The 19,255-nt window shown below is 73.8% G+C and carries 17 protein-coding genes; 14 read left to right on the forward strand and 3 right to left on the reverse strand.

All coding sequences use genetic code 11. The features are described 5' to 3' along the window. Positions 1-129: 129 nt before the first annotated feature. Together ACIQ8B_RS28180 and ACIQ8B_RS28185 are read right to left on the reverse strand one after the other, a co-directional pair. A complete protein-coding gene (locus ACIQ8B_RS28180) occupies positions 130-939 on the reverse strand; it encodes a DUF3097 domain-containing protein (protein WP_106414275.1) in 810 nt (269 codons plus the stop codon). A 34-nt stretch (positions 940-973) separates the two neighbouring features. Then, positions 974-1,702 carry an MBL fold metallo-hydrolase gene (locus ACIQ8B_RS28185; RefSeq protein WP_403550641.1) on the reverse strand — a complete coding sequence of 243 codons (729 nt, stop codon included), beginning with the start codon at positions 1,700-1,702 and terminating at the stop codon, positions 974-976. Positions 1,703-1,864: 162 nt separating this feature from the next. Here ACIQ8B_RS28185 and hrcA point away from each other — a divergent pair, with 162 nt between their 5' ends. From hrcA to ACIQ8B_RS28225, 8 genes are all read left to right on the forward strand, one after another. Beyond that, positions 1,865-2,881: a heat-inducible transcriptional repressor HrcA gene (gene hrcA / locus ACIQ8B_RS28190; RefSeq protein WP_106414277.1), complete on the forward strand. Its 1,017-nt coding sequence runs from the start codon at positions 1,865-1,867 to the stop codon at positions 2,879-2,881. After that, positions 2,882-4,021 (forward strand): molecular chaperone DnaJ, encoded by a 1,140-nt coding sequence (dnaJ, locus tag ACIQ8B_RS28195; RefSeq protein ID WP_106414278.1) that lies wholly within the window; start codon positions 2,882-2,884, stop codon positions 4,019-4,021. Between the two features lie 109 nt (positions 4,022-4,130). Further along, positions 4,131-5,243 carry a nitronate monooxygenase gene (locus tag ACIQ8B_RS28200; protein WP_403550643.1) on the forward strand — a complete coding sequence of 371 codons (1,113 nt, stop codon included), beginning with the start codon at positions 4,131-4,133 and terminating at the stop codon, positions 5,241-5,243. After that, positions 5,240-5,980, forward strand: a complete 741-nt coding sequence (locus tag ACIQ8B_RS28205; protein ID WP_403550645.1) for a 16S rRNA (uracil(1498)-N(3))-methyltransferase — start codon at positions 5,240-5,242, stop codon at positions 5,978-5,980. Before ACIQ8B_RS28200 ends, ACIQ8B_RS28205 begins: the two co-directional genes overlap by 4 nt. Positions 5,981-6,113: 133 nt before the next feature. Continuing rightward, the gene (locus ACIQ8B_RS28210) at positions 6,114-6,650 is read left to right on the forward strand and encodes a hypothetical protein (protein WP_403550647.1); all 537 of its coding nucleotides are present in this window, start codon (positions 6,114-6,116) and stop codon (positions 6,648-6,650) included. Positions 6,651-6,696: 46 nt separating this feature from the next. Then, positions 6,697-9,939: a S41 family peptidase gene (locus tag ACIQ8B_RS28215; protein ID WP_403550649.1), complete on the forward strand. Its 3,243-nt coding sequence runs from the start codon at positions 6,697-6,699 to the stop codon at positions 9,937-9,939. An 81-nt stretch (positions 9,940-10,020) separates the two neighbouring features. Further along, positions 10,021-10,374: a histidine triad nucleotide-binding protein gene (locus ACIQ8B_RS28220; protein ID WP_106414283.1), complete on the forward strand. Its 354-nt coding sequence runs from the start codon at positions 10,021-10,023 to the stop codon at positions 10,372-10,374. Positions 10,375-10,378: 4 nt separating this feature from the next. Next, complete coding sequence (locus tag ACIQ8B_RS28225) at positions 10,379-11,284, forward strand: ribonuclease Z (RefSeq protein WP_403550651.1); 906 nt, start codon at positions 10,379-10,381, stop codon at positions 11,282-11,284. A gap of 191 nt (positions 11,285-11,475) precedes the next feature. Here ACIQ8B_RS28225 and ACIQ8B_RS28230 read toward each other — a convergent pair whose 3' ends face one another. Further along, positions 11,476-12,819 (reverse strand): MFS transporter, encoded by a 1,344-nt coding sequence (locus tag ACIQ8B_RS28230; protein ID WP_403550653.1) that lies wholly within the window; start codon positions 12,817-12,819, stop codon positions 11,476-11,478. A gap of 403 nt (positions 12,820-13,222) precedes the next feature. Here ACIQ8B_RS28230 and ACIQ8B_RS28235 point away from each other — a divergent pair, with 403 nt between their 5' ends. The 6 genes from ACIQ8B_RS28235 (at position 13,223) to ACIQ8B_RS28260 (ending at position 19,240) form a co-directional block, all read left to right on the forward strand. Beyond that, positions 13,223-14,527, forward strand: coding sequence for a glucarate dehydratase family protein (locus tag ACIQ8B_RS28235; RefSeq protein ID WP_403550655.1), 1,305 nt, complete (start codon positions 13,223-13,225; stop codon positions 14,525-14,527). A gap of 94 nt (positions 14,528-14,621) precedes the next feature. Further along, positions 14,622-15,767: a carbohydrate kinase family protein gene (locus ACIQ8B_RS28240; protein ID WP_290010636.1), complete on the forward strand. Its 1,146-nt coding sequence runs from the start codon at positions 14,622-14,624 to the stop codon at positions 15,765-15,767. A 220-nt stretch (positions 15,768-15,987) separates the two neighbouring features. Continuing rightward, entirely contained in the window at positions 15,988-17,058 is a 1,071-nt protein-coding gene (locus tag ACIQ8B_RS28245; RefSeq protein WP_106414288.1) for a PhoH family protein, read from the forward strand. A gap of 12 nt (positions 17,059-17,070) precedes the next feature. Beyond that, positions 17,071-17,568, forward strand: a complete 498-nt coding sequence (gene ybeY / locus ACIQ8B_RS28250) for an rRNA maturation RNase YbeY (RefSeq protein WP_106414289.1) — start codon at positions 17,071-17,073, stop codon at positions 17,566-17,568. After that, complete coding sequence (locus ACIQ8B_RS28255) at positions 17,565-18,884, forward strand: hemolysin family protein (protein ID WP_403550658.1); 1,320 nt, start codon at positions 17,565-17,567, stop codon at positions 18,882-18,884. Before ybeY ends, ACIQ8B_RS28255 begins: the two co-directional genes overlap by 4 nt. Then, on the forward strand, positions 18,881-19,240 hold the full coding sequence (locus ACIQ8B_RS28260; protein WP_106414291.1) for an MmcQ/YjbR family DNA-binding protein: 360 nt from the start codon (positions 18,881-18,883) through the stop codon (positions 19,238-19,240). Before ACIQ8B_RS28255 ends, ACIQ8B_RS28260 begins: the two co-directional genes overlap by 4 nt. Positions 19,241-19,255 lie beyond the last annotated feature (15 nt).

Consider the following 19,255-nt stretch of genomic DNA (forward strand, 5'->3'; position numbering starts at 1 on the left):
CCCCGCCGCCCCTTCCCGTCCCCGGGGCTCCGCCCCGGACCCCGCTCCTCGAACGCCGGAGGGGCTGTCAGCAGCCCGTCCGGCGTTCGAGGACGAGGCACCAAGGACCGAAAGGCGGGAGGAAGACGGTCAGGACGACGGCGCCGTGACGAAGTCGATCAGTTCCTCCACCCGCCCGAGGAGCTGCGGCTCAAGGTCCTTGTAAGAGCGGACGGAGCCCAGGATCCGCTGCCACGCCTCGCCCGTGTTCGCGACCCGCCACCCCAGCGCCTCGCACACCCCCGTCTTCCAGTCCCGCCCCCGCGGCACCCGGGGCCACGCCTCGATCCCGACCGACGCCGGCTTCACGGCCTCCCAGACGTCGATGTACGGGTGACCGACCACCAGCGCGTGCTCGCTCGTCACCTCCTGGGCGATCCGCCACTCCTTGGAGCCCGGCACCAGGTGGTCCACCAGCACACCCAGCCGCGCGTCCGGCCCCGGGCCGAAGGACTCGACGACGGACGGGAGGTCGTCCACACCCTCCAGGTACTCCACGACCACGCCCTCGACGCGCAGGTCGTCGCCCCACACCTTCTCGACCAGCTCGGCGTCGTGCCGGCCCTCCACGTAGATGCGCCCCGCGCGGGCGACCCGCGCCCGTGCGCCGGGGACGGCGACCGAGCCGGACGCCGTGCGGGCGGGCCGGGCGGGGCCCGACGGGGGACGGACCAGCGTGACCACGCGGCCCTCCAGCAGGAACCCGCGCGGCCGCAGCGGGAACACCCGGTGCTTGCCGAAGCGGTCCTCCAGGGTCACCGTGCCGGCCTCGCAGCGGATCACCGCGCCGCAGAAACCGGTGCCGGGCTCCTCCACCACGAGGCCCGGCTCGGCCGGCACCTCGGGCGCGGACTGCGGCTTCTTCCACGGAGGGGTCAGGTCGGCGGAGTACTGGCGCATTCCGCCGACGATACGAGGATCGCCCCGGCGGCGATCAGTCCGACACGCCGAACCGGGCCGCCAGCGCGTCCCGTTGGGCCCGTACGAAGGCCGCGTCGACCACCGCTCCGTGACCGGGGACGTACACCGCGTCCTCGCCGCCCAGCCGCAGCAGCCGGTCCAGCGCGGCCGGCCAGCGGGTCGGCACGGCGTCCGGGCCCGCTTGCGGTTCGCCCGACTCCTCGACCAGGTCGCCGCAGAACACCACCCCCGGGTCGCCGGGCACCAGCACCGCCAGGTCGTACGCGGTGTGACCCGGGCCGACGTTCGCCAGCAGCGCCTGACGGCCGCCGCCCAGGTCCAGCGTCCACGCGCCGGACACCGCGTGCCGGGGCGGGACCAGCGCGTCCGCCGCCTCGTCCGCCGCCCGCGCGTCAAGACCCCAGCGCACCGCGTCCGCGCGCAGCTCCTCGCGCCCCCGCCCGGCGAGCGCGACGTCCAGACCCACCGCGCCGTACACCTCCGCGCCCGCGAACGCCGGCGCCCCGAGGACGTGGTCGAAGTGGGGATGGGTGAGCGCGAGATGCGTCACACGGCGGCCGGTCAGCTCCCGCGCCTCGGTCCGCAACCGCGCGCCCTCGGCGAGGGAGGAGCCCGCGTCGACGGCCAGGACGCCGTCCGCGCCCACCACGAGCCCCGCCGTGCAGTCCCATCCCGGCAGCCGGCGCCGCCCGACCCCCGGCGCCAGTTGCTCCCATCCCGACTCTTCCCAAGTCACGGTCATGACCGGGACGCTAGCGGGGACGGCGGCACCCGGCAGCACGGCGCGGACCGGCCTTGCCGACGGCGTACCCCCCGGCCGTACACTGGGCCGGGGAAGTCTGGCACTCGCGTGCGAAGAGTGCCAGAGTCGTTACCGGGCGGAAGCCAGCTGGAGGTGTGCGCGATGCTCAGTGAACGCAGGCTCCAGGTGTTGCGCGCGATCGTCCAGGACTACGTGGGCACCGAGGAACCCGTGGGGTCGAAGGCGCTCACCGAGCGGCACAACCTCGGCGTCTCCCCGGCCACCGTGCGCAACGACATGGCGGCCCTGGAGGAGGAGGGCTTCATCGCCCAGCCGCACACCAGTGCCGGGCGCATCCCCACCGACAAGGGCTACCGGCTGTTCGTCGACAAGCTGGCCGGCGTCAAGCCGATGAGCCCGCCCGAGCGGCGGGCCATCCAGAACTTCCTCGAGGGCGCCGTCGACCTCGACGACGTCGTGGCCCGCACGGTGCGGCTGCTCGCGCAGCTCACCCGGCAGGTCGCCGTGGTGCAGTACCCCTCGCTGACCCGCTCGACGGTGCGGCACGTGGAGCTGCTGTCCCTCGCCCCGGCGCGGCTGATGCTGGTGCTGATCACCGACACCGGCCGGGTCGAGCAGCGGATGATCGACTGCCCGGCGCCGTTCGGCGAGTCGTCCCTGGCCGACCTGCGGGCGCGGCTCAACAGCCGGATCGCGGGCCGCCGGTTCACCGATGTGCCGGGTCTGGTGGAGGATCTCCCGGAGGCCTTCGAGACCGATGACCGCGGTACGGTCTCCACGGTGCTCTCCACTCTCCTGGAGACGCTCGTCGAGGAGAACGAGGAGCGGCTGATGATCGGCGGTACCGCCAACCTCACCCGCTTCGGACACGACTTCCCCCTCACGATCCGGCCCGTCCTGGAGGCGCTGGAGGAGCAGGTCGTGCTCCTCAAGCTGCTCGGCGAGGCGAAGGATCCGGGTGTGACCGTACGGATCGGTCACGAGAACGCCCACGAAGGACTCAACTCCACGTCCGTCGTGTCGGTCGGCTACGGTTCGGGCGGCGAGGCTGTCGCCAAGCTCGGCGTGGTCGGACCGACCCGCATGGACTACCCCGGAACGATGGGAGCGGTACGCGCAGTGGCACGGTACGTCGGACAGATCCTGGCGGAGTCATAGGTGGCCACGGACTACTACGCCGTACTCGGCGTACGCCGCGACGCGTCGCAGGAAGAGATCAAGAAGGCCTTCCGGCGGCTCGCCCGCGAGCTGCATCCGGACGTCAATCCGGATCCGAAGACCCAGGAGCGGTTCAAGGAGATCAACGCCGCCTACGAGGTGCTGTCGGACCCGCAGAAGAAGCAGGTCTACGACCTCGGCGGCGACCCGCTGTCCCAGTCCGGCGGCGCCGGCGGCGCGGGCGGCTTCGGGGCCGGGGGCTTCGGCAACTTCTCCGACATCATGGACGCGTTCTTCGGCACGGCGTCGCAGCGCGGACCGCGTTCGCGCACCCGCCGCGGCCAGGACGCCATGATCCGGATCGAGGTCGAGCTGGACGAGGCCGCGTTCGGCACGACCAAGGACATCCAGGTCGACACGGCGGTCGTCTGCACCACGTGCAGCGGCGAGGGCGCCGCGCCCGGCACCAGCGCGCAGACGTGCGACATGTGCCGCGGCCGCGGTGAGGTCTCGCAGGTCACCCGGTCGTTCCTGGGCCAGGTCATGACCTCGCGCCCCTGCCCGCAGTGCCAGGGCTTCGGCACGGTCGTGCCCACGCCCTGCCCGGAGTGCGCGGGCGACGGCCGGGTGCGTTCCCGCCGCACGCTCACGGTGAAGATCCCGGCCGGCGTCGACAACGGCACCCGGATCCAGCTGGCCGGCGAGGGCGAGGTCGGGCCCGGCGGCGGTCCCGCCGGCGACCTGTACGTCGAGATCCACGAGCTGCCGCACTCGCAGTTCCAGCGGCGCGGCGACGACCTGCACTGCACGGTCACGCTGCCGATGACCGCGGCGGCGCTCGGCACCAAGGTGCCGCTGGAGACGCTGGACGGCCTGGAGGAGGTCGACATCCGGCCCGGCACCCAGTCCGGCCAGTCGATCCCGCTGCACGGCCGGGGCGTCACCCACCTGCGCGGCGGCGGCCGGGGGGACCTCGTCGTCCACGTCGAGGTGCAGACCCCGACCAAGCTGGACCCGGAGCAGGAGCGCCTGCTCCGCGAGCTGGCCAAGCTGCGCGGCGAGGAACGGCCCACGGGCCAGTTCCAGCCGGGTCAGCAAGGGCTGTTCTCGCGGCTGAAGGACGCGTTCAACGGCCGCTGACCCCGCCCCCGCCGGGCCGCCGATGCCTTCGGCGGCCCGGCGGAAAGTGGCTCATGCCAAGGGGAAGGGCCGCTTCGGGGTCGGTCGGGGGACGTGACACCATGCGGTCATGTCCTCCGTACTGACCGATCTCTTCCCGCACCCGATCGTGCAGGCGCCCATGGCGGGCGGCGTATCGGTGCCGCAGCTCGCCGCCGCCGTGTCCGAGGCGGGCGGGCTCGGTTTCCTGGCCGCCGGGTACAAGACCGCGGACGGGATGTACCAGGAGATCAAGCAGCTGCGAGGACTCACCTCCCGTCCCTTCGGCGTCAACCTCTTCCTGCCCCAGCCCGAGACACCCGGTGCGAGCGCCGGCCCCACCGGAACGGCCGACGCCGCGCCCTCCAACGCCGCCGTCGGCGTCTACGCCCACCAGCTGGCCGGTGAGGCCTCCTGGTACGAGACGGAGCTGGGCGACCCCGGCAGCGGCCGCGACGACGGCTACGACGCCAAACTCGCCGTGCTGCTCGACGACCCCGTGCCGGTCGTGTCGTTCCACTTCGGGGTGCCGGCCCGCGAGGTGATCGACGCGCTGCACCGCGTCGGCACCCTCACCCTGGTCACCGCCACGACCCCCGAGGAGGCCCGCGCCGTGGAACGGGCCGGCGCCGACGTGGTGATCGCCCAGGGCGTCGAGGCCGGCGGCCACCAGGGCACCCACCGCGACGTCCCGGAGAGCGACGGCGGCGGCATCGGACTGCTGTCCCTGGTCGCCCAGGTCCGCGAGTCCGTCGGCATCCCCGTCGTCGCCGCCGGCGGCATCATGCGCGGCGGCCAGATCGCCGCCGTGTGCGCCGCCGGCGCCGACGCGGCCCAGCTCGGGACGGCCTTCGTCGCCGCCCACGAGTCCGGCGCGCACGCCCTGCACAAGCAGGCCCTCACCGACCCCCTCCACGCCCGCACCGAACTCACCCGCGCCTTCACCGGCCGTCCCGCGCGCGCCCTGGTCAACCGCTTCCTGCGCGAGCACGGCCCGTACGCCCCCGCCGCCTACCCGGAGGTCCACCACCTGACCGCGCCGCTGCGCAAGGCCGCCGCCGAGGCCGGGGACGTGCAAGGGCTCGCGCTGTGGGCGGGGCAGGGCCACCGCATGGCCCGCGAACTGCCCGCCGGACAGCTGGTGGACGTGCTCGTCGCCGAGCTGGCCGCCGCCCGGACGGCGTTGTCGGGAGGCGTCCGATGACCGCCCCCGTCTTCGTCGTCGACCGCTTCGACACGCACGGCGCCGGTCGCTTCGTGCTCGACGGACCCGAGGGACGCCACGCCGTCGCCGTGAAGCGGCTGCGGGCCGGCGAGGAGGTCGTCCTCACCGACGGCGCGGGCCGCTGGGCCGCGGGCGAGGTGGACGGCACCGAGGGCAAGGACCGGCTCGTCGTCCGGCTCGGCGAGGTCGTCGAGGAGCCGGCGGAGACGCCCCGGCTGACCGTCGTGCAGGCGCTGCCCAAGGGCGACCGGGGCGAGCTGGCCGTGGAGACCATGACCGAGGTCGGCGTCGACGCGATCGTGCCGTGGTCGGCCTCGCGCTGCATCACGCAGTGGAAGGGCGAGCGGGGCGCCAAGTCCCTCGCCAAGTGGCGGGCCACCGCCCGGGAGGCGGGCAAGCAGTCGCGTCGGGTGCGGTTCCCGGAGGTCGCGGACGCGGTGACGAGCAAGGGAGTTGCCTCACTTCTCGCCGAAGCGGACTTCGCGGCGGTGCTGCACGAGAGCGGGACGGAGCCGCTGGCCACGGTTCCGCTGCCCGCCTCCGGCGAGATCGTGCTGGTCGTCGGGCCCGAAGGCGGGGTGTCCCCCGAGGAGTTGGCGCTGTTCGAGAGCGCCGGGGCGCGGGCGTACCGGCTGGGGCGGAGCGTGCTGCGGACGTCCACGGCGGGGACGGCCGCGGCGGCGCTGCTGCTGGGGCGCACCGGACGCTGGTCCTGACCTCGCGTCACGGGGCTCCGCCCCGGGCCCCGCTCCGGGAACGCCGGAGGGGGTGTGCCGGGGGCGCCGAGCATGGCCCAATGCGCCCTACCGCCGGACGAGCGGCGGTGGCACGCTGCCGTACATGGGGGCGATGACAAGGTTCCCGCGGGGAACACGAGGGCGGCGACTCGCGGTTGCCGCCGGTTTCGCCGTGGCCGCCGTCACGGGCGTCACGGCCTGCGAGGGCGGCGACCTCAGCTCCGCGGCCGTCGCGCTCACCACCGACGGGACCGTGACCGAGGAGCTCAACCGGCAGAAGGACAAGGTCCGCTGGCTCACCTGCAACGCGTCGTTCGGCGACCGGGACGGGTCCTCCGCCTCGCCGGGCTCGCAGGAGACCGCCGCCTCGGTCGACTGCGAGGGCGAGACCGAGGGCGGCAAGGAGATCACCGTCACCGGACGGGTCACCCACGCCGTCGACAACGCCTGCATCCGCGGGGACATCACCGCGAAGGTGGACGGCCGGCAGGTGTTCCACGTCGAGGGGCTGGGCGACTGCGACTCCGAGAGCCCGCCCCGCGTGGGCGAGCCGACACAGGGCGGCCCGCGGCCCACCGTGACCGTGACCGTCACCACGACGGTGTGGTGCGACCAGTACCCGTCCTGTCGCCCCGTCGAGGGCAAGTGATCCGGACCCCTGGCCGGACCGCACGCGCCCCCCCTAGGGTGATCGGGTGACACAGCCTGCATCGGTCGCATCCGGCACGTACCTCCGATTTCCGCACCTGCACGGCGAGTTGGTCGCCTTCACCGCCGAGGACGACGTGTGGCTCGCCCCGCTCGACGGCGGCCGCGCCTGGCGGGTCAGTGCGGACAACGTGCCGGTGAACCACCCACGGATCTCCCCGGACGGCGCCACCGTCGCCTGGACCTCCACCCGCGACGGCGCCCCCGAGGTGCACGTCGCCCCCGTCGACGGCGGCCCCGCCCGGCGGCTCACCCACTGGGGCGGCCCGAGGACCCAGGTCCGCGGCTGGACCGCGGACGGCCGCGTCCTCGCGCTGAGCGCCTACGGCCAGGCGAGCCTGCGCCGCACCTGGGCGCGCGCCGTGCCGCTCGACGGCGGCCCCGCCGACACCCTCCCGTACGGGCCGGTCGGCGACGTCGCCGAAGGCCCGCACACCGTGCTGCTGTCCGCCACGATGGGCCGCGAGGCGGCCAGCTGGAAGCGCTACCGGGGCGGCACCGCGGGCAAGCTGTGGATCGACCGCGAGGGCGACGGCGAGTTCGTCCGGCTGCACGAGGACCTCGACGGGAACATCGAGTACCCGCTGTGGGCGGGGGCGGGGGTCCCGCCGCTCGAGCGCGGCCGGGAGCGGGGGAGGATCGCGTTCCTCTCCGACCACGAGGGCACCGGAGCGCTGTACTCCTCCCTCGCCGACGGCTCCGACCTGCGCCGGCACACCCCCCTGGAGGGCTTCTACGCCCGTCACGCGGCGACCGACGGCAGCCGGGTCGTCTACTCCAGCGCCGGCGAGCTGTGGATCCTCGACGACCTCGACACGGCCGAGCCGCGCCGCCTCGACGTACGGCTCGGCGGGCAGCGCGTCGACCTCCGGCCGTTCCCGGTGAACGCGGCCCGCTGGTTCGGCTCCGCGTCACCCGACCACACCGCGCGCGGCAGCGCCGTCTGCGTGCGCGGCACCGTCCACTGGGTCACCCACCGCTCCGGCCCCGCCCGCGCGCTCGCCGCCACTCCGGGCGTCCGGGCCCGCCGTCCGCGCGCCTTCCGCGCGGACGGCGAGGAATGGGTGGTGTGGGTGACGGACGCCGAGGGCGACGACGCCCTGGAGTTCGCCCCCGCCACCGGACCGGCCCCCGGCGCCACCCCGCGCCGCCTGGCCGCCGGACGGCTCGGCCGGGTCGTGGAGCTGGCGATGGCGCCCGACGGCAGCCGCGCCGCGATCGCCTCCCACGACGGCCGTGTCCTCCTCGTCGAGCGGGAGACCGGCGAGGTCCGCGAGGTCGACCGCAGCGAGGACGGCGACGTCTCCGGGCTGGTCTTCTCGCCCGACTCCGCCTGGCTCGCCTGGTCCCACCCCGGCCCGCGCCCGCTCAGCCAGATCAAGCTCGCCCACACCACCGACCTGTCGGTCACCGAGGCGACCCCGCTGCGCTTCCAGGACTACGCGCCCGCCTTCACCCTCGACGGCAAGCACCTCGCGTTCCTGTCCACCCGCTCCTTCGACCCGGTCTACGACGAGCACGTCTTCGACCTGGCCTTCGTCGAGGGCGTACGGCCGTACCTGATCACGCTCGCGGCGACCACCCCGTCGCCGTTCGGGCCGCAGCGGCACGGCCGGCCCTTCGAGACCCCCGACCGGGACGAGACCCCCGACAGCGAGGGCACCCCCACCACGCGCATCGACCTCGACGGGCTCGCCGACCGCATCGTGCCGTTCCCGGTCGAGGCCTCCCGCTACAGCGGCCTGCGCGCCGCCAAGGGCGGCGTGCTGTGGCTGCGCCACCCGGTGCGCGGCGTGCTCGGCGCGTCCCGGGCCACGCCCGACGGCCCGGACCCCAGGACCGACCTGGAGCGCTACGACCTCGCCCAGCAGCGGATCGAGCACCTCGCCGTCGACGCCGACCACTTCGAGGTCAGCGGCGACGGCAAGAGGGTGCTGCTGTGGACCGACGGACGCCTGAAGGTCGTGCCCAGCGACCGGCGCGCCTCCGGCGACGACGACAGCGACAGCAACATCACCGTCGACCTCGGCCGGGTGCGGCAGTTCGTCGACCCGGCCACCGAGTGGCGGCAGATGTTCGACGAGAACGGCCGCATCATGCGGGACAACTTCTGGCGTCCCGACATGAGCGGCGTCGACTGGGACGCGGTGCTGGACCGCTACCGTCCCGTGCTCGACCGGCTGGCCACCCACGACGACCTGGTGGACCTGCTGTGGGAGGTGCACGGCGAGCTCGGCACCTCGCACGCCTACGTCACCCCGCGCGGCGGCTTCGGCGGCGGTCCCCGGCAGGGACTGCTCGGCGCGGACCTCTCCCGGCACGAGGACGGAAGCTGGCGGGTGGACCGCATCCTGCCCGCCGAGACCTCCGACCCGGAGGCCCGCTCACCGCTCGCCGCGCCCGGCGTCGCCGTCCGGCCCGGCGACGCGATCGTCGCCGTCGCCGGACAGCCGGTCGACCCGGTGACCGGCCCCGCGCCGCTGCTGGTGGGGACGGCCGGCAAGCCCGTCGAGCTGACCGTGTCACCGGCCGGCGGGGGAGAGCCGCGGCACGCGGTCGTCGTGCCGCTCGCCGACGAGGAGCCGCTGCGCTACCACGCCTGGGTCGCCGGCCGGCGGGCGTACGTGCTGGAGAGGTCCGGCGGCCGGCTCGGCTACATCCACGTCCCCGACATGCAGGCGCCCGGGTGGGCGCAGATCCACCGCGACCTGCGGGTGGAGGTGCTGCGCGAGGGACTGATCGTGGACGTGCGGGAGAACCGCGGCGGCCACACCTCGCAACTCGTGGTGGAGAAGCTGGCCCGGCGGATCGTCGGCTGGGACCTGCCGCGCGGGATGCGCGCGGAGAGCTACCCGCGCGACGCGCCCCGGGGGCCCGTCGTCGCCGTCGCCGACGAGTTCTCCGGCTCCGACGGGGACATCGTCAACGCGGCGATCCGGGCGCTCGGCATCGGGCCGGTGGTCGGCACCCGCACGTGGGGCGGCGTCATCGGCATCGACAGCCGCTACCGGCTGGTCGACGGCACGCTGGTCACCCAGCCCAAGTACGCCTTCTGGCTGGAGGGGTACGGCTGGGACGTGGAGAACCACGGCGTCGACCCGGACGTCGAGGTCGTCCAGCGCCCGCAGGACCACGCCGCCGGGCGGGACGTCCAGCTCGACGAGGCGGTGCGGCTGGCGCTGGAGGCGCTGGAGACGACCCCCGCGAAGGCGCCGCCGGAGCTGCCGTGACCGCGTGCGGGCGGCACGACGGCCCGGGGCCGGGTCGGTAGCATGCCTCTGTAGTGATGATCACCGGGTCGAGGAGGGCGTATGGCAGGGGAACCTCAGGACGACTGTCTGTTCTGCAAGATCGTCGCGGGCAGCATTCCGGCGACGATCGTGCGGGAGACGGACACGACCGTCGCGTTCCGCGACATCAACCCCCAGGCGCCCACCCACGTCCTGGTGATCCCGAAGGCGCACCACCGGGATGCCGCGGCCCTCGCCGCCGCGGCGCCCGAAATCGCGGCGGACGTCCTGCGCGAGACGCAGGCCGTGGCGGACGAGGAGAAGCTGGAGAGCTACCGCATCGTGTTCAACACGGGCAGCGGCGCCGGCCAGACCGTGTGGCACGCGCACGCCCACGTCCTGGGCGGCCGCGGTCTCGAGTGGCCCCCCGGATAGACCGTTGTCCGTCCGTGAACTGGTGGTGCTCGGCACCGCCAGCCAGGTCCCGACCCGGCACCGCAACCACAACGGCTACCTGCTGCGCTGGGACGGCGAAGGCTTCCTGTTCGACCCCGGCGAGGGCACCCAGCGGCAGATGCTGCGCGCCGGGGTCGCCGCGCACGACGTGAACCGGATCTGCGTCACGCACTTCCACGGCGACCACTCGCTGGGGCTCGCCGGGGTGATCCAGCGGATCAACCTCGACAAGGTGCCGCACCCGGTCAGCGCGCACTACCCGCGCTCCGGGCAGCGGTTCTTCGACCGGCTGCGGTACGCGACCGCCTACCGCGAGACCGTCGCCCTCCTCGAGGCCCCCGTCGACACCGACGGCCCGCTCGTCCGCACCCCCGGCTACACGCTGGAGGCGCGCCGGCTCTCCCACCCCGTCGAGGCGTACGGCTACCGGCTGGTCGAGCCCGACGGCCGCCGCATGCTGCCCGGCCGGCTCGCCGCGCACGGCATCCAGGGCCCGGACGTGGGCCGCCTCCAGCGCGAGGGCTCCCTCGACGGGGTCGCCCTGGAGGACGTCAGCGAGGTCCGGCGCGGACAGCGGTTCGCGTTCGTCATGGACACCCGGCTGTGCGACGGGGTGTACGCGCTCGCCGAGGGCTGCGACATGCTGGTGATCGAGTCGACGTTCCTCGACGAGGACGAGGGGATGGCCGTCGAGTTCGGCCACCTGACGGCCGGCCAGGCCGCGCGGGTCGCCCGCGACGCGGGCGTACGGCACTTGGTGCTCACGCACTTCAGCCAGCGGTACTCCGACCCGGAGGAGTTCGAACGCCAGGCCCGCGCGGCGGGCTACGACGCCGACCTGACCGTGGCCCGCGATCTGCAGCGCGTCCCGCTCCCGAAACGCCGCTGACCGCGGCGGCGCTCAGCCGCCCCGCCGCTGACGTGGCGGCGGGCGGTCGCGCCTCCCCGGCGCCTCAACGGCCTGGGAGGTACTTCCAGGGCGCTGGGGATACCTCCTCCGGGGGAGGCGCCTGCCGGCCGGCGCGAGTGCGCGCCCCCGTCGCCGGGAGCAGGGCCCGGTGTCCGTGGCCCACGCGACCCTCACATCCCGCCCGGCGCCCGCGTGGCCGCCGCCGTGTCGTAGGCGGTCCGCGCCGGCTCCGGAGTGCCGTCGAGGGGAATCTCGACGACCGGCTGCTCCGGCGCCCCGACCTCCGGCACCGCACCCGAGGGGGTGCCCGTCGTCGCGGCGACCAGCGCCGCCGGATGGCCACCCCGCCGCCGCACCGCTCCCGGCAGCAGCGGCCGTCCCCCCGTGTGCAGCGCGACCCCGGTCATCGGCACCGCGACCAGCAGCAGCCCCACCGCGAGCACCGCGCCCATCACCGGGAAGCCGGCCTGCGCGGACAGCACACTCCCGGTGAGCGGCCCGGCGGCGGTGCCCAGCGAGGACGCCGAGCCCACCAGCACCGCCCAGCGCCCCCGCGCGTCCAGCGAGGCGGCCAGCCCGATCAGGTACGACAGCACCACCGGATAGACCGTGTTCCAGGCGATCTCGCCCGCGGCGAAGCTCCCCAGCCCGGTCGCGGAGGCGCTCAGCGCGATGCAGCCGGCGATGACGACCGTGCCGCCGCCGATGGGCAGCGCGCGCCCGAGCCGTGAGCCGAGCGCGCCCGCGCCCAGCACGCCCAGCAGTCCCGCGCCCAGCGCCACCGCGAAGACCACGCCCACGGTCGGCTCGGACAGGCGCGCCTGATCGACGCCGATGCGCCCGCTGACGCCCCACAGCGCGTTCTGCGCCAGGGACCACAGCAGCATCGCCCCGGCCAGCACCATCCCCGACCGTCGGTGCGGCAGACGGGAGGCGCCGGTGCCGTCGGCCCCCGCCGCCTCCGCCGCGAGCGGGCCGGACGTGCCGCCGGGCAGCCGGGAGGTCAGCGGCCACACCACGAGCGCGGTGAGGGCGATGGCGGCGAGGGTGAGTCCGTGCCCGGGCAGGTGCGGCACCGTCAGATAGACCGCGCCGGCCAGCGCGGACACGCTGAGCAGGCCCAGGGCGGAGGCCCGGTGCGGGTCCTTCTCCGCGGCGATCCGGGTGGCGGCGACCGTGGTGGCCGTGCCCGACCCGAACCCGCCGATCACGGCCCCGGCGACGACGGCCGGGACGGCGGTGGTGAGCGCGGCCCCGCCGTAGCCGACGGCGGCGAGGACGAGGCCCAGCCGGGCGAGGGTCCGGGCCCCGGTCCGCTCGACGCGGGAGGCCAGCAGGAACCCGGCCGTGGCCGAGCTGAGCAGCAGCAGACTGCCGACGGCCCCCGCCTGGGTGGCCGAGAGATCCAGGCCGCGTTCCAGCCGGCCGACGGTGGTCGGCAGCAGATACGGGGCGAGGTACCCGGCCGTGAAAAGGGCGACGAGGGGCCAGGGGGTGGTGCGAGGGGCGTACACGGGCGTTCCCAGGGCGTGCGAAGGGGACGGTGCGACATGCGAGAAAGGAGATGTGGGGGGGCGACGGCCGTCGACGGACGAGAACGCGCGGGCAATTTGTATCAAGCGGGGGCAGCGCAACGGGAGTGAGATCGATGTGATCTAAGTCACTCTTGTGTTTGGGGGTTTCAGGCGTTGGGTAGCAGGGCGATTTTTGCCTGTGCGGGGCCGCCGCGTCCCCGCCCCGGCGCCGTCGAACGGCCGCCCGTCGCACCGTTGACGCCCCTGATCCACCCCTCTAGCCTTCGTTCCCATACATGGATGCCGTCCATATACGGAGATGAGCAACCCGCCCGTCCGCCCGTGACCTCGCCGTCCTCAGGACCCCGCTCGCCGCCGGACCCGACCTCGTAGGAGCTGCCCCGTGACCGCATCCGCCTCCGGCCTGACCGTGACCGAGGTCCGTCTCACCCCGGTCCTGGTCGCCGACCCGCCTCTGCTCAACACGCAGGGCGTGCACCAGCCGTACACCCCCCGGCTGATCGTGGAGGTGGTGACCGCCGACGGGATCACCGGGCTCGGCGAGACGTACGGCGACACCAAGTACCTGGACCTGGCCCGCCCGCTCGCCGACCGGCTGGTCGGCCACCGGGTCGACGACCTGAACCGGCTGTTCGCCGAGGCGGACCAGGTCGCCGTCGACGCCGCCCGGGTCCGCGGGCAGGTGGACGCCGGCGGACTGCGCGGCGTGCAGACCGCCGGCAAGCTGCGGCTGTCCGTGCTCTCCGCCCTCGAGGTCGCCTCCCTCGACGCCCTCGGCAGGAGCCTCGGCCTGCCCGTGCACGCCCTGCTCGGCGGCAAGGTGCGCGACGCCGTCGCGTACAGCGCGTACCTGTTCTACAAGTGGGCCGAGCACCCGGAGGGCGTGGCGGCGGAGAAGGACGACTGGGGCGCGGCCGTCGACCCGGCGGGCGTGGTCGAGCAGGCCCGGCGGTTCAAGGAGCGGTACGGCTTCACGTCGTTCAAGCTCAAGGGCGGCGTCTTCGAGCCGCAGGAGGAGATCGCCGCCGTCCGCGCGCTGGCCGCCGCCTTCCCCGGGCACCCGCTGCGTCTCGACCCCAACGGCGCCTGGTCCGTGGAGACCTCGCTGAAGGTGGCCGAGGAGCTCGGGGACGTCCTGGAGTACCTGGAGGACCCCACCCTCGGCACGTCCGCGATGGCCGAGGTGGCCGCCCGGACCGAGGTGCCCCTCGCGACCAACATGTGCGTGACCACGTTCGCCGAGATCAAGGAGGCGTTCACCCGGGACGCCGTGCAGGTGGTGCTCTCCGACCACCACTACTGGGGCGGACTGCGCAACACCCGGCACCTCGCGGCGATCTGCCGTGCCTTCGGCGTGGGCGTCTCCATGCACTCCAACACGCACCTCGGCATCAGCCTCGCCGCGATGACGCACGTGGCGGCGACCGTGCCCGACCTGCACCACGCCTGCGACTCCCACTACCCCTGGCAGTCGGAGGACGTCCTCACCGAGCGTCTCGCCTTCGAAGGCGGCACGGTCCGCGTCCCCGACGCGCCGGGCCTCGGCGTCGAACTCGACCGCGACCGGCTGGCGTTCCTGCACCGACGGTGGCTGGACGACGACGGCGCGCTGCGCGACCGCGACGACGAGGCCGCCATGCGCATCGCCGACCCGGCCTGGACCCGGCCCGCCGTGCCCCGCTGGTGACGGCGCCCGGGGCGGCTCGGCGTGACGGCGCTCCCGCTGTCGGCGGCGTGGTGCACACTGGCTGAAACCGCACCACGTCAGGGAGCGCACCGTGATGGCGTCCACCGGGAAGAGGAACGGCAGGAGAGCCGGGAAGGAATTCGTCGCGGGACCGTCCTGCCCGACCCAGATCGACCCGCTCGCCGCCCTGCGCGGCCCGGACGACCCGCCCTGGGACGTCTACCTGACCGGCACCGTCTTCCTCGACATCGTCTTCACCGGGCTCGACTGCGCCCCCGTGCGCGGCACCGAGTCCTGGGCGCGCGGCATGGGGTCGAGCCCGGGCGGCGTGGCCAACATGGCCACCGCCCTGGCCCGGCTCGGCCTGCGCACCTCCCTCGCGGCGGCCTTCGGCGACGACCACTACGGCGAGTACTGCTGGGACGCGCTGGAGCAGGGCGAGGGCATCGACCTCTCCCCGTCCCGCACGGTTCCCGGCTGGCACTCCCCGGTCACCGTCTCCATGGCGTACGAGGGCGAGCGCACGATGGTCTCCCACGGCCACGAACCGCCCCCCGAGGAGCCCGCGCCCGACTGTCCGCCGCGTGCGCGTGCCGCCGTCGCCTCCCTCACCCCCGGCCGCAGCGCCCCCTGGGTCGCCCAGGCCGCCCGCACGGGCACCCGGATCTTCGGGGACGTCGGCTGGGACGACACCGGGGCCTGGGACCTGGCGGGCCTGCCCGACCTGCGGCACTGCGAGGCGTTCCTGCCGAACGCGGCGGAGGCCATGCGGTACACCGGCACGGACTGCCCGCGCGCCGCCGCCCACGCCCTGACCGCGTACGTGCCGGTGGCGGTGGTCACCCTGGGCGCGGAGGGCGCGTACGCGGTGGACCGGCGTACGGGGGAGACCGCGTCGGTCCCGGCGATCGAGGTGGAGGCGCTGGACCCGACCGGGGCGGGGGACGTGTTCGTCGCCGGGTTCGTCACCGGCTCCCTGGCGGGCTGGCCGCTGGCCGACCGGCTCGCCTTCGGGGGGCTCACGGCCGCGCTGTCCGTGCAGGAGTTCGGCGGCTCGCTGTCCGCGCCGGGATGGGCGGAGATCGCGGCGTGGTGGCACCGGGTGCAGTCCGTCGAGGGACAGGACCCCTCCGCGCTGCGCCGGTACGGCTTCCTGGCCGGGCTGGTCCCGGAGGAGGCGGTGCGCCCGTGGCCGCTGCGGCGGGCCGTGCCCACGATCGGATTCCGCCGGTCGGCGTGAGACGGGCCCCCGGGAAGCGGGGCGGTGTGAGGAACGGCGCCCGTGGGAGGCGGGGCGGCGTGAGGGAGCGCCCGTGGGGAAGAGGGCGAGCGGGGTCGATCGCTCGGTCGGATAAAAGGCCTACGAGCTTGTCACCCCTCCGTCGTACCCTGGGAGTCGCGAGGCCGCCCTCAGCTGCGCGGCCGTGACGAGGAGGAACCGCAGGCCTCAGAGCCGGCCCATGACTCATACACCCACAGCTCACACCCCCGCGCAGGGGCAGGCGAGAGTGCAGTTCACCGTTCCCGCCCAGCACCCCATGGTGACCGTGCTGGGATCCGGCGACGCCCTCCTGCGTGTGATCGAGAAGGCCTTCCCGGGGGCCGACATCCACGTCCGGGGCAATGAGATCAGCGCGGTCGGCGACGCCACGGAGGTCGCCCTCATTTCGCGCGTGTTCGACGAGATGATGCTGGTGCTCCGCACCGGGCAGCCGATGACGGAGGACGCAGTGGAACGCTCGATCGCCATGCTCAAGGCGAGCGACAGCGGGGAGAGCGACGGCCAGGAGACCCCGGCCCAGGTGCTCACCCAGAACATCCTGTCCTCGCGCGGCCGCACGATCCGCCCCAAGACGCTCAACCAGAAGCGCTACGTGGACGCGATCGACAAGCACACCATCGTCTTCGGCATCGGCCCGGCCGGTACCGGCAAGACCTACCTGGCCATGGCCAAGGCGGTGCAGGCCCTGCAGTCCAAGCAGGTCAACCGCATCATCCTGACCCGGCCCGCGGTCGAGGCGGGCGAGCGGCTGGGCTTCCTGCCGGGCACGCTCTACGAGAAGATCGACCCGTACCTGCGCCCGTTGTACGACGCGCTGCACGACATGCTCGACCCCGACTCGATCCCCCGGCTGATGGCCGCGGGCACCATCGAGGTCGCGCCGCTGGCGTACATGCGCGGCCGCACGCTCAACGACGCCTTCATCATCCTCGACGAGGCCCAGAACACGAGCCCCGAGCAGATGAAGATGTTCCTCACCCGCCTCGGCTTCGACTCGAAGATCGTGATCACGGGTGACGTGACGCAGGTGGACCTGCCCGACGGCACCAAGTCCGGTCTGCGCCAGGTCCAGGACATCCTGGAGGGCCTGGAGGACGTCCACTTCTCCCGGCTGTCGTCGCACGACGTGGTCCGGCACAAGCTGGTGGGCCGTATCGTCGACGCGTACGAAAAGTACGACAGCCAGCACGGCACCGAGAACGGCACCCACAAGGGCGGCCGCGGCCGGTCCGGGCACAAGGGGAAGTAGACCGAGCACCAGATGTCGATCGACGTCAACAACGAGTCCGGAACCGAGGTCGACGAGCAGGCGATCCTCGACATCGCCCGCTACGCACTGGCCCGGATGCGCATCCACCCGCTCTCCGAGCTGTCGGTGATCGTGGTGGACGCGGGCGCCATGGAGCAGCTCCACATCCAGTGGATGGACCTGCCCGGTCCCACGGACGTCATGTCGTTCCCCATGGACGAACTGCGGCCCCCGTCGAAGGACGACGACGAGCCCCCGCAGGGGCTGCTCGGCGACATCGTGCTCTGCCCCGAGGTCGCCGCCAGACAGGGCGCCGAGGCGCCCACGCGGCACACCATGGACGAGGAGCTCCAGCTGCTCACCGTCCACGGTGTGCTGCACCTGCTCGGCTACGACCACGAGGAACCGGACGAGAAGGCCGAGATGTTCGGCCTCCAGGCGGCCATCGTGGACGGCTGGCGCGCGGAGAAGGGTCTCACCGGCCCCTCTCCGGCCCCGACCGTCTCATGAGCGCCCCACTCGTCCTGGGGGCGCTCGCGCTCGTCGTCGTCGCCTGGCTCGCCGCGTGCGCGGAGGCCGGCATCGCGCGCGTCTCCAGCTTCCGCGCCGAGGAGGCCGTACGGTCCGGGCGCCGGGGCAGCGCCAAGCTCGCCCGGATCGCGGCCGACCCCACCCGCTACCTCAACGTGGCGCTGCTGGTCCGCATCATCTGCGAGATGTCCGCCGCCTCGCTGATCACCTACGGCAGCGTGCGCGAGTTCGACGGCACGGCCCAGGCGCTGCTGATCGCCATCGCCGTCATGGTCCTGGTGTCGTACGTCGCCGTCGGGGTCTCCCCGCGCACCATCGGCCGGCAGCACCCGCTGAACACGGCCACGGCCGCCGCGTACGTGCTCGTGCCGCTGGCCCGGATCATGGGCCCGATCCCCTCGCTGCTGATCCTCATCGGCAACGCCCTCACGCCGGGCAAGGGCTTCCGGCACGGCCCCTTCGCCTCCGAGGCGGAGCTGCGCGCGCTGGTGGACCTCGCGGAGGCGGAGTCGCTGATCGAGGACGAGGAGCGCCGCATGGTGCACTCGGTCTTCGAGCTGGGCGACACCCTGGTGCGCGAGGTGATGGTGCCGCGCACCGACCTGGTGGTCATCGAGCGGTACAAGACCATCCGCCAGGCCCTCACCCTCGCCCTGCGCTCCGGCTTCTCCCGCATCCCGGTGACCGGCGAGAGCGAGGACGACATCGTCGGCATCGTGTACCTCAAGGACCTGGCCCGCAGGACGCACGTCAGCCGGGACGCGGAGAGCGACCTGGTGTCCACGGCGATGCGGCCCGTGTTCTTCGTGCCCGACACCAAGAACGCCGGCGACCTGCTGCGCGAGATGCAGAAGGAGCGCAACCACGTCGCCGTCGCGGTCGACGAGTACGGCGGCACCGCGGGCATCGTCACCATCGAGGACATCCTCGAGGAGATCGTCGGCGAGATCACCGACGAGTACGACCGCGAGCTGCCCCCGGTGGAGAAGCTCGGCGAGGGCCGCCACCGGGTCACCGCCCGCCTCGACATCACCGACCTGGGCGAGCTGTACGGGCTGGAGGAGTTCGACGACGAGGACGTGGAGACCGTCGGCGGACTGCTCGCCAAGCGGCTGGGCCGGGTGCCCATCGCGGGCGCGTCGTCCGTGGTGGAGCTGCCGGACGGCCGCGAGCTGCGGCTCACGGCGGAGGCGGCGGCCGGACGCCGGAACAAGATCGTGACGGTGCTGGTGGAGCCGGTGGGCCCGACGGGCCCGGTGGACCCGCCGTCCGGCGAGGAGGCGGGGGAGGAGTGACCCCGGAGCGGCTGCGCGCCCTGTGCCTGTCCTTCAACGCGGCGGTGGAGGAGTTCCCCTTCAATCCGGAGATCTCGGTCTTCAAGGTGCTGGGGAAGATGTTCGCCCTGACGGACCTGGGCGCGCGGCCGCTGAAGGTCAACCTCAAGTGCGACCCGCAGGACGCGATCCGGCTCCGCGCCGAGCACCCGGATCTGATCGTCCCCGGCTGGCACATGAACAAGCGGCACTGGAACACGGTGACGGCGGACGGAGACCTTCCGGACCGCCTGGTCACGGAGCTGGTCGAGGACTCCTACGACCTGGTCGTCGCCGGCCTCCCCCGAGCCGAACGCCTGCGCCTCGACCGCCCGTAGCGCCCCTTTATGCTC

The sequence above is a fragment of the Streptomyces sp. NPDC096105 genome (genome assembly GCF_044763335.1).
Lineage (GTDB): Bacteria > Actinomycetota > Actinomycetes > Streptomycetales > Streptomycetaceae > Streptomyces.

What these genes read in the sequence shown, in the direction of transcription:
- ACIQ8B_RS28200 (WP_403550643.1), top strand. Translation starts at nt 4,131, where the DNA reads ATGTCCTCCGTACTGACCGATCTCTTCCCGCACCCGATCGTGCAGGCG.
- ACIQ8B_RS28180 (WP_106414275.1), bottom strand. Translation starts at nt 939, where the DNA reads ATGCGCCAGTACTCCGCCGACCTGACCCCTCCGTGGAAGAAGCCGCAG.
- ACIQ8B_RS28210 (WP_403550647.1), top strand. Translation starts at nt 6,114, where the DNA reads ATGACAAGGTTCCCGCGGGGAACACGAGGGCGGCGACTCGCGGTTGCC.
- ACIQ8B_RS28255 (WP_403550658.1), top strand. Translation starts at nt 17,565, where the DNA reads ATGAGCGCCCCACTCGTCCTGGGGGCGCTCGCGCTCGTCGTCGTCGCC.
- hrcA (WP_106414277.1), top strand. Translation starts at nt 1,865, where the DNA reads ATGCTCAGTGAACGCAGGCTCCAGGTGTTGCGCGCGATCGTCCAGGAC.
- ACIQ8B_RS28205 (WP_403550645.1), top strand. Translation starts at nt 5,240, where the DNA reads ATGACCGCCCCCGTCTTCGTCGTCGACCGCTTCGACACGCACGGCGCC.
- ybeY (WP_106414289.1), top strand. Translation starts at nt 17,071, where the DNA reads ATGTCGATCGACGTCAACAACGAGTCCGGAACCGAGGTCGACGAGCAG.
- ACIQ8B_RS28245 (WP_106414288.1), top strand. Translation starts at nt 15,988, where the DNA reads ATGACTCATACACCCACAGCTCACACCCCCGCGCAGGGGCAGGCGAGA.
- ACIQ8B_RS28240 (WP_290010636.1), top strand. Translation starts at nt 14,622, where the DNA reads ATGGCGTCCACCGGGAAGAGGAACGGCAGGAGAGCCGGGAAGGAATTC.
- ACIQ8B_RS28185 (WP_403550641.1), bottom strand. Translation starts at nt 1,702, where the DNA reads ATGACCGTGACTTGGGAAGAGTCGGGATGGGAGCAACTGGCGCCGGGG.
- ACIQ8B_RS28220 (WP_106414283.1), top strand. Translation starts at nt 10,021, where the DNA reads ATGGCAGGGGAACCTCAGGACGACTGTCTGTTCTGCAAGATCGTCGCG.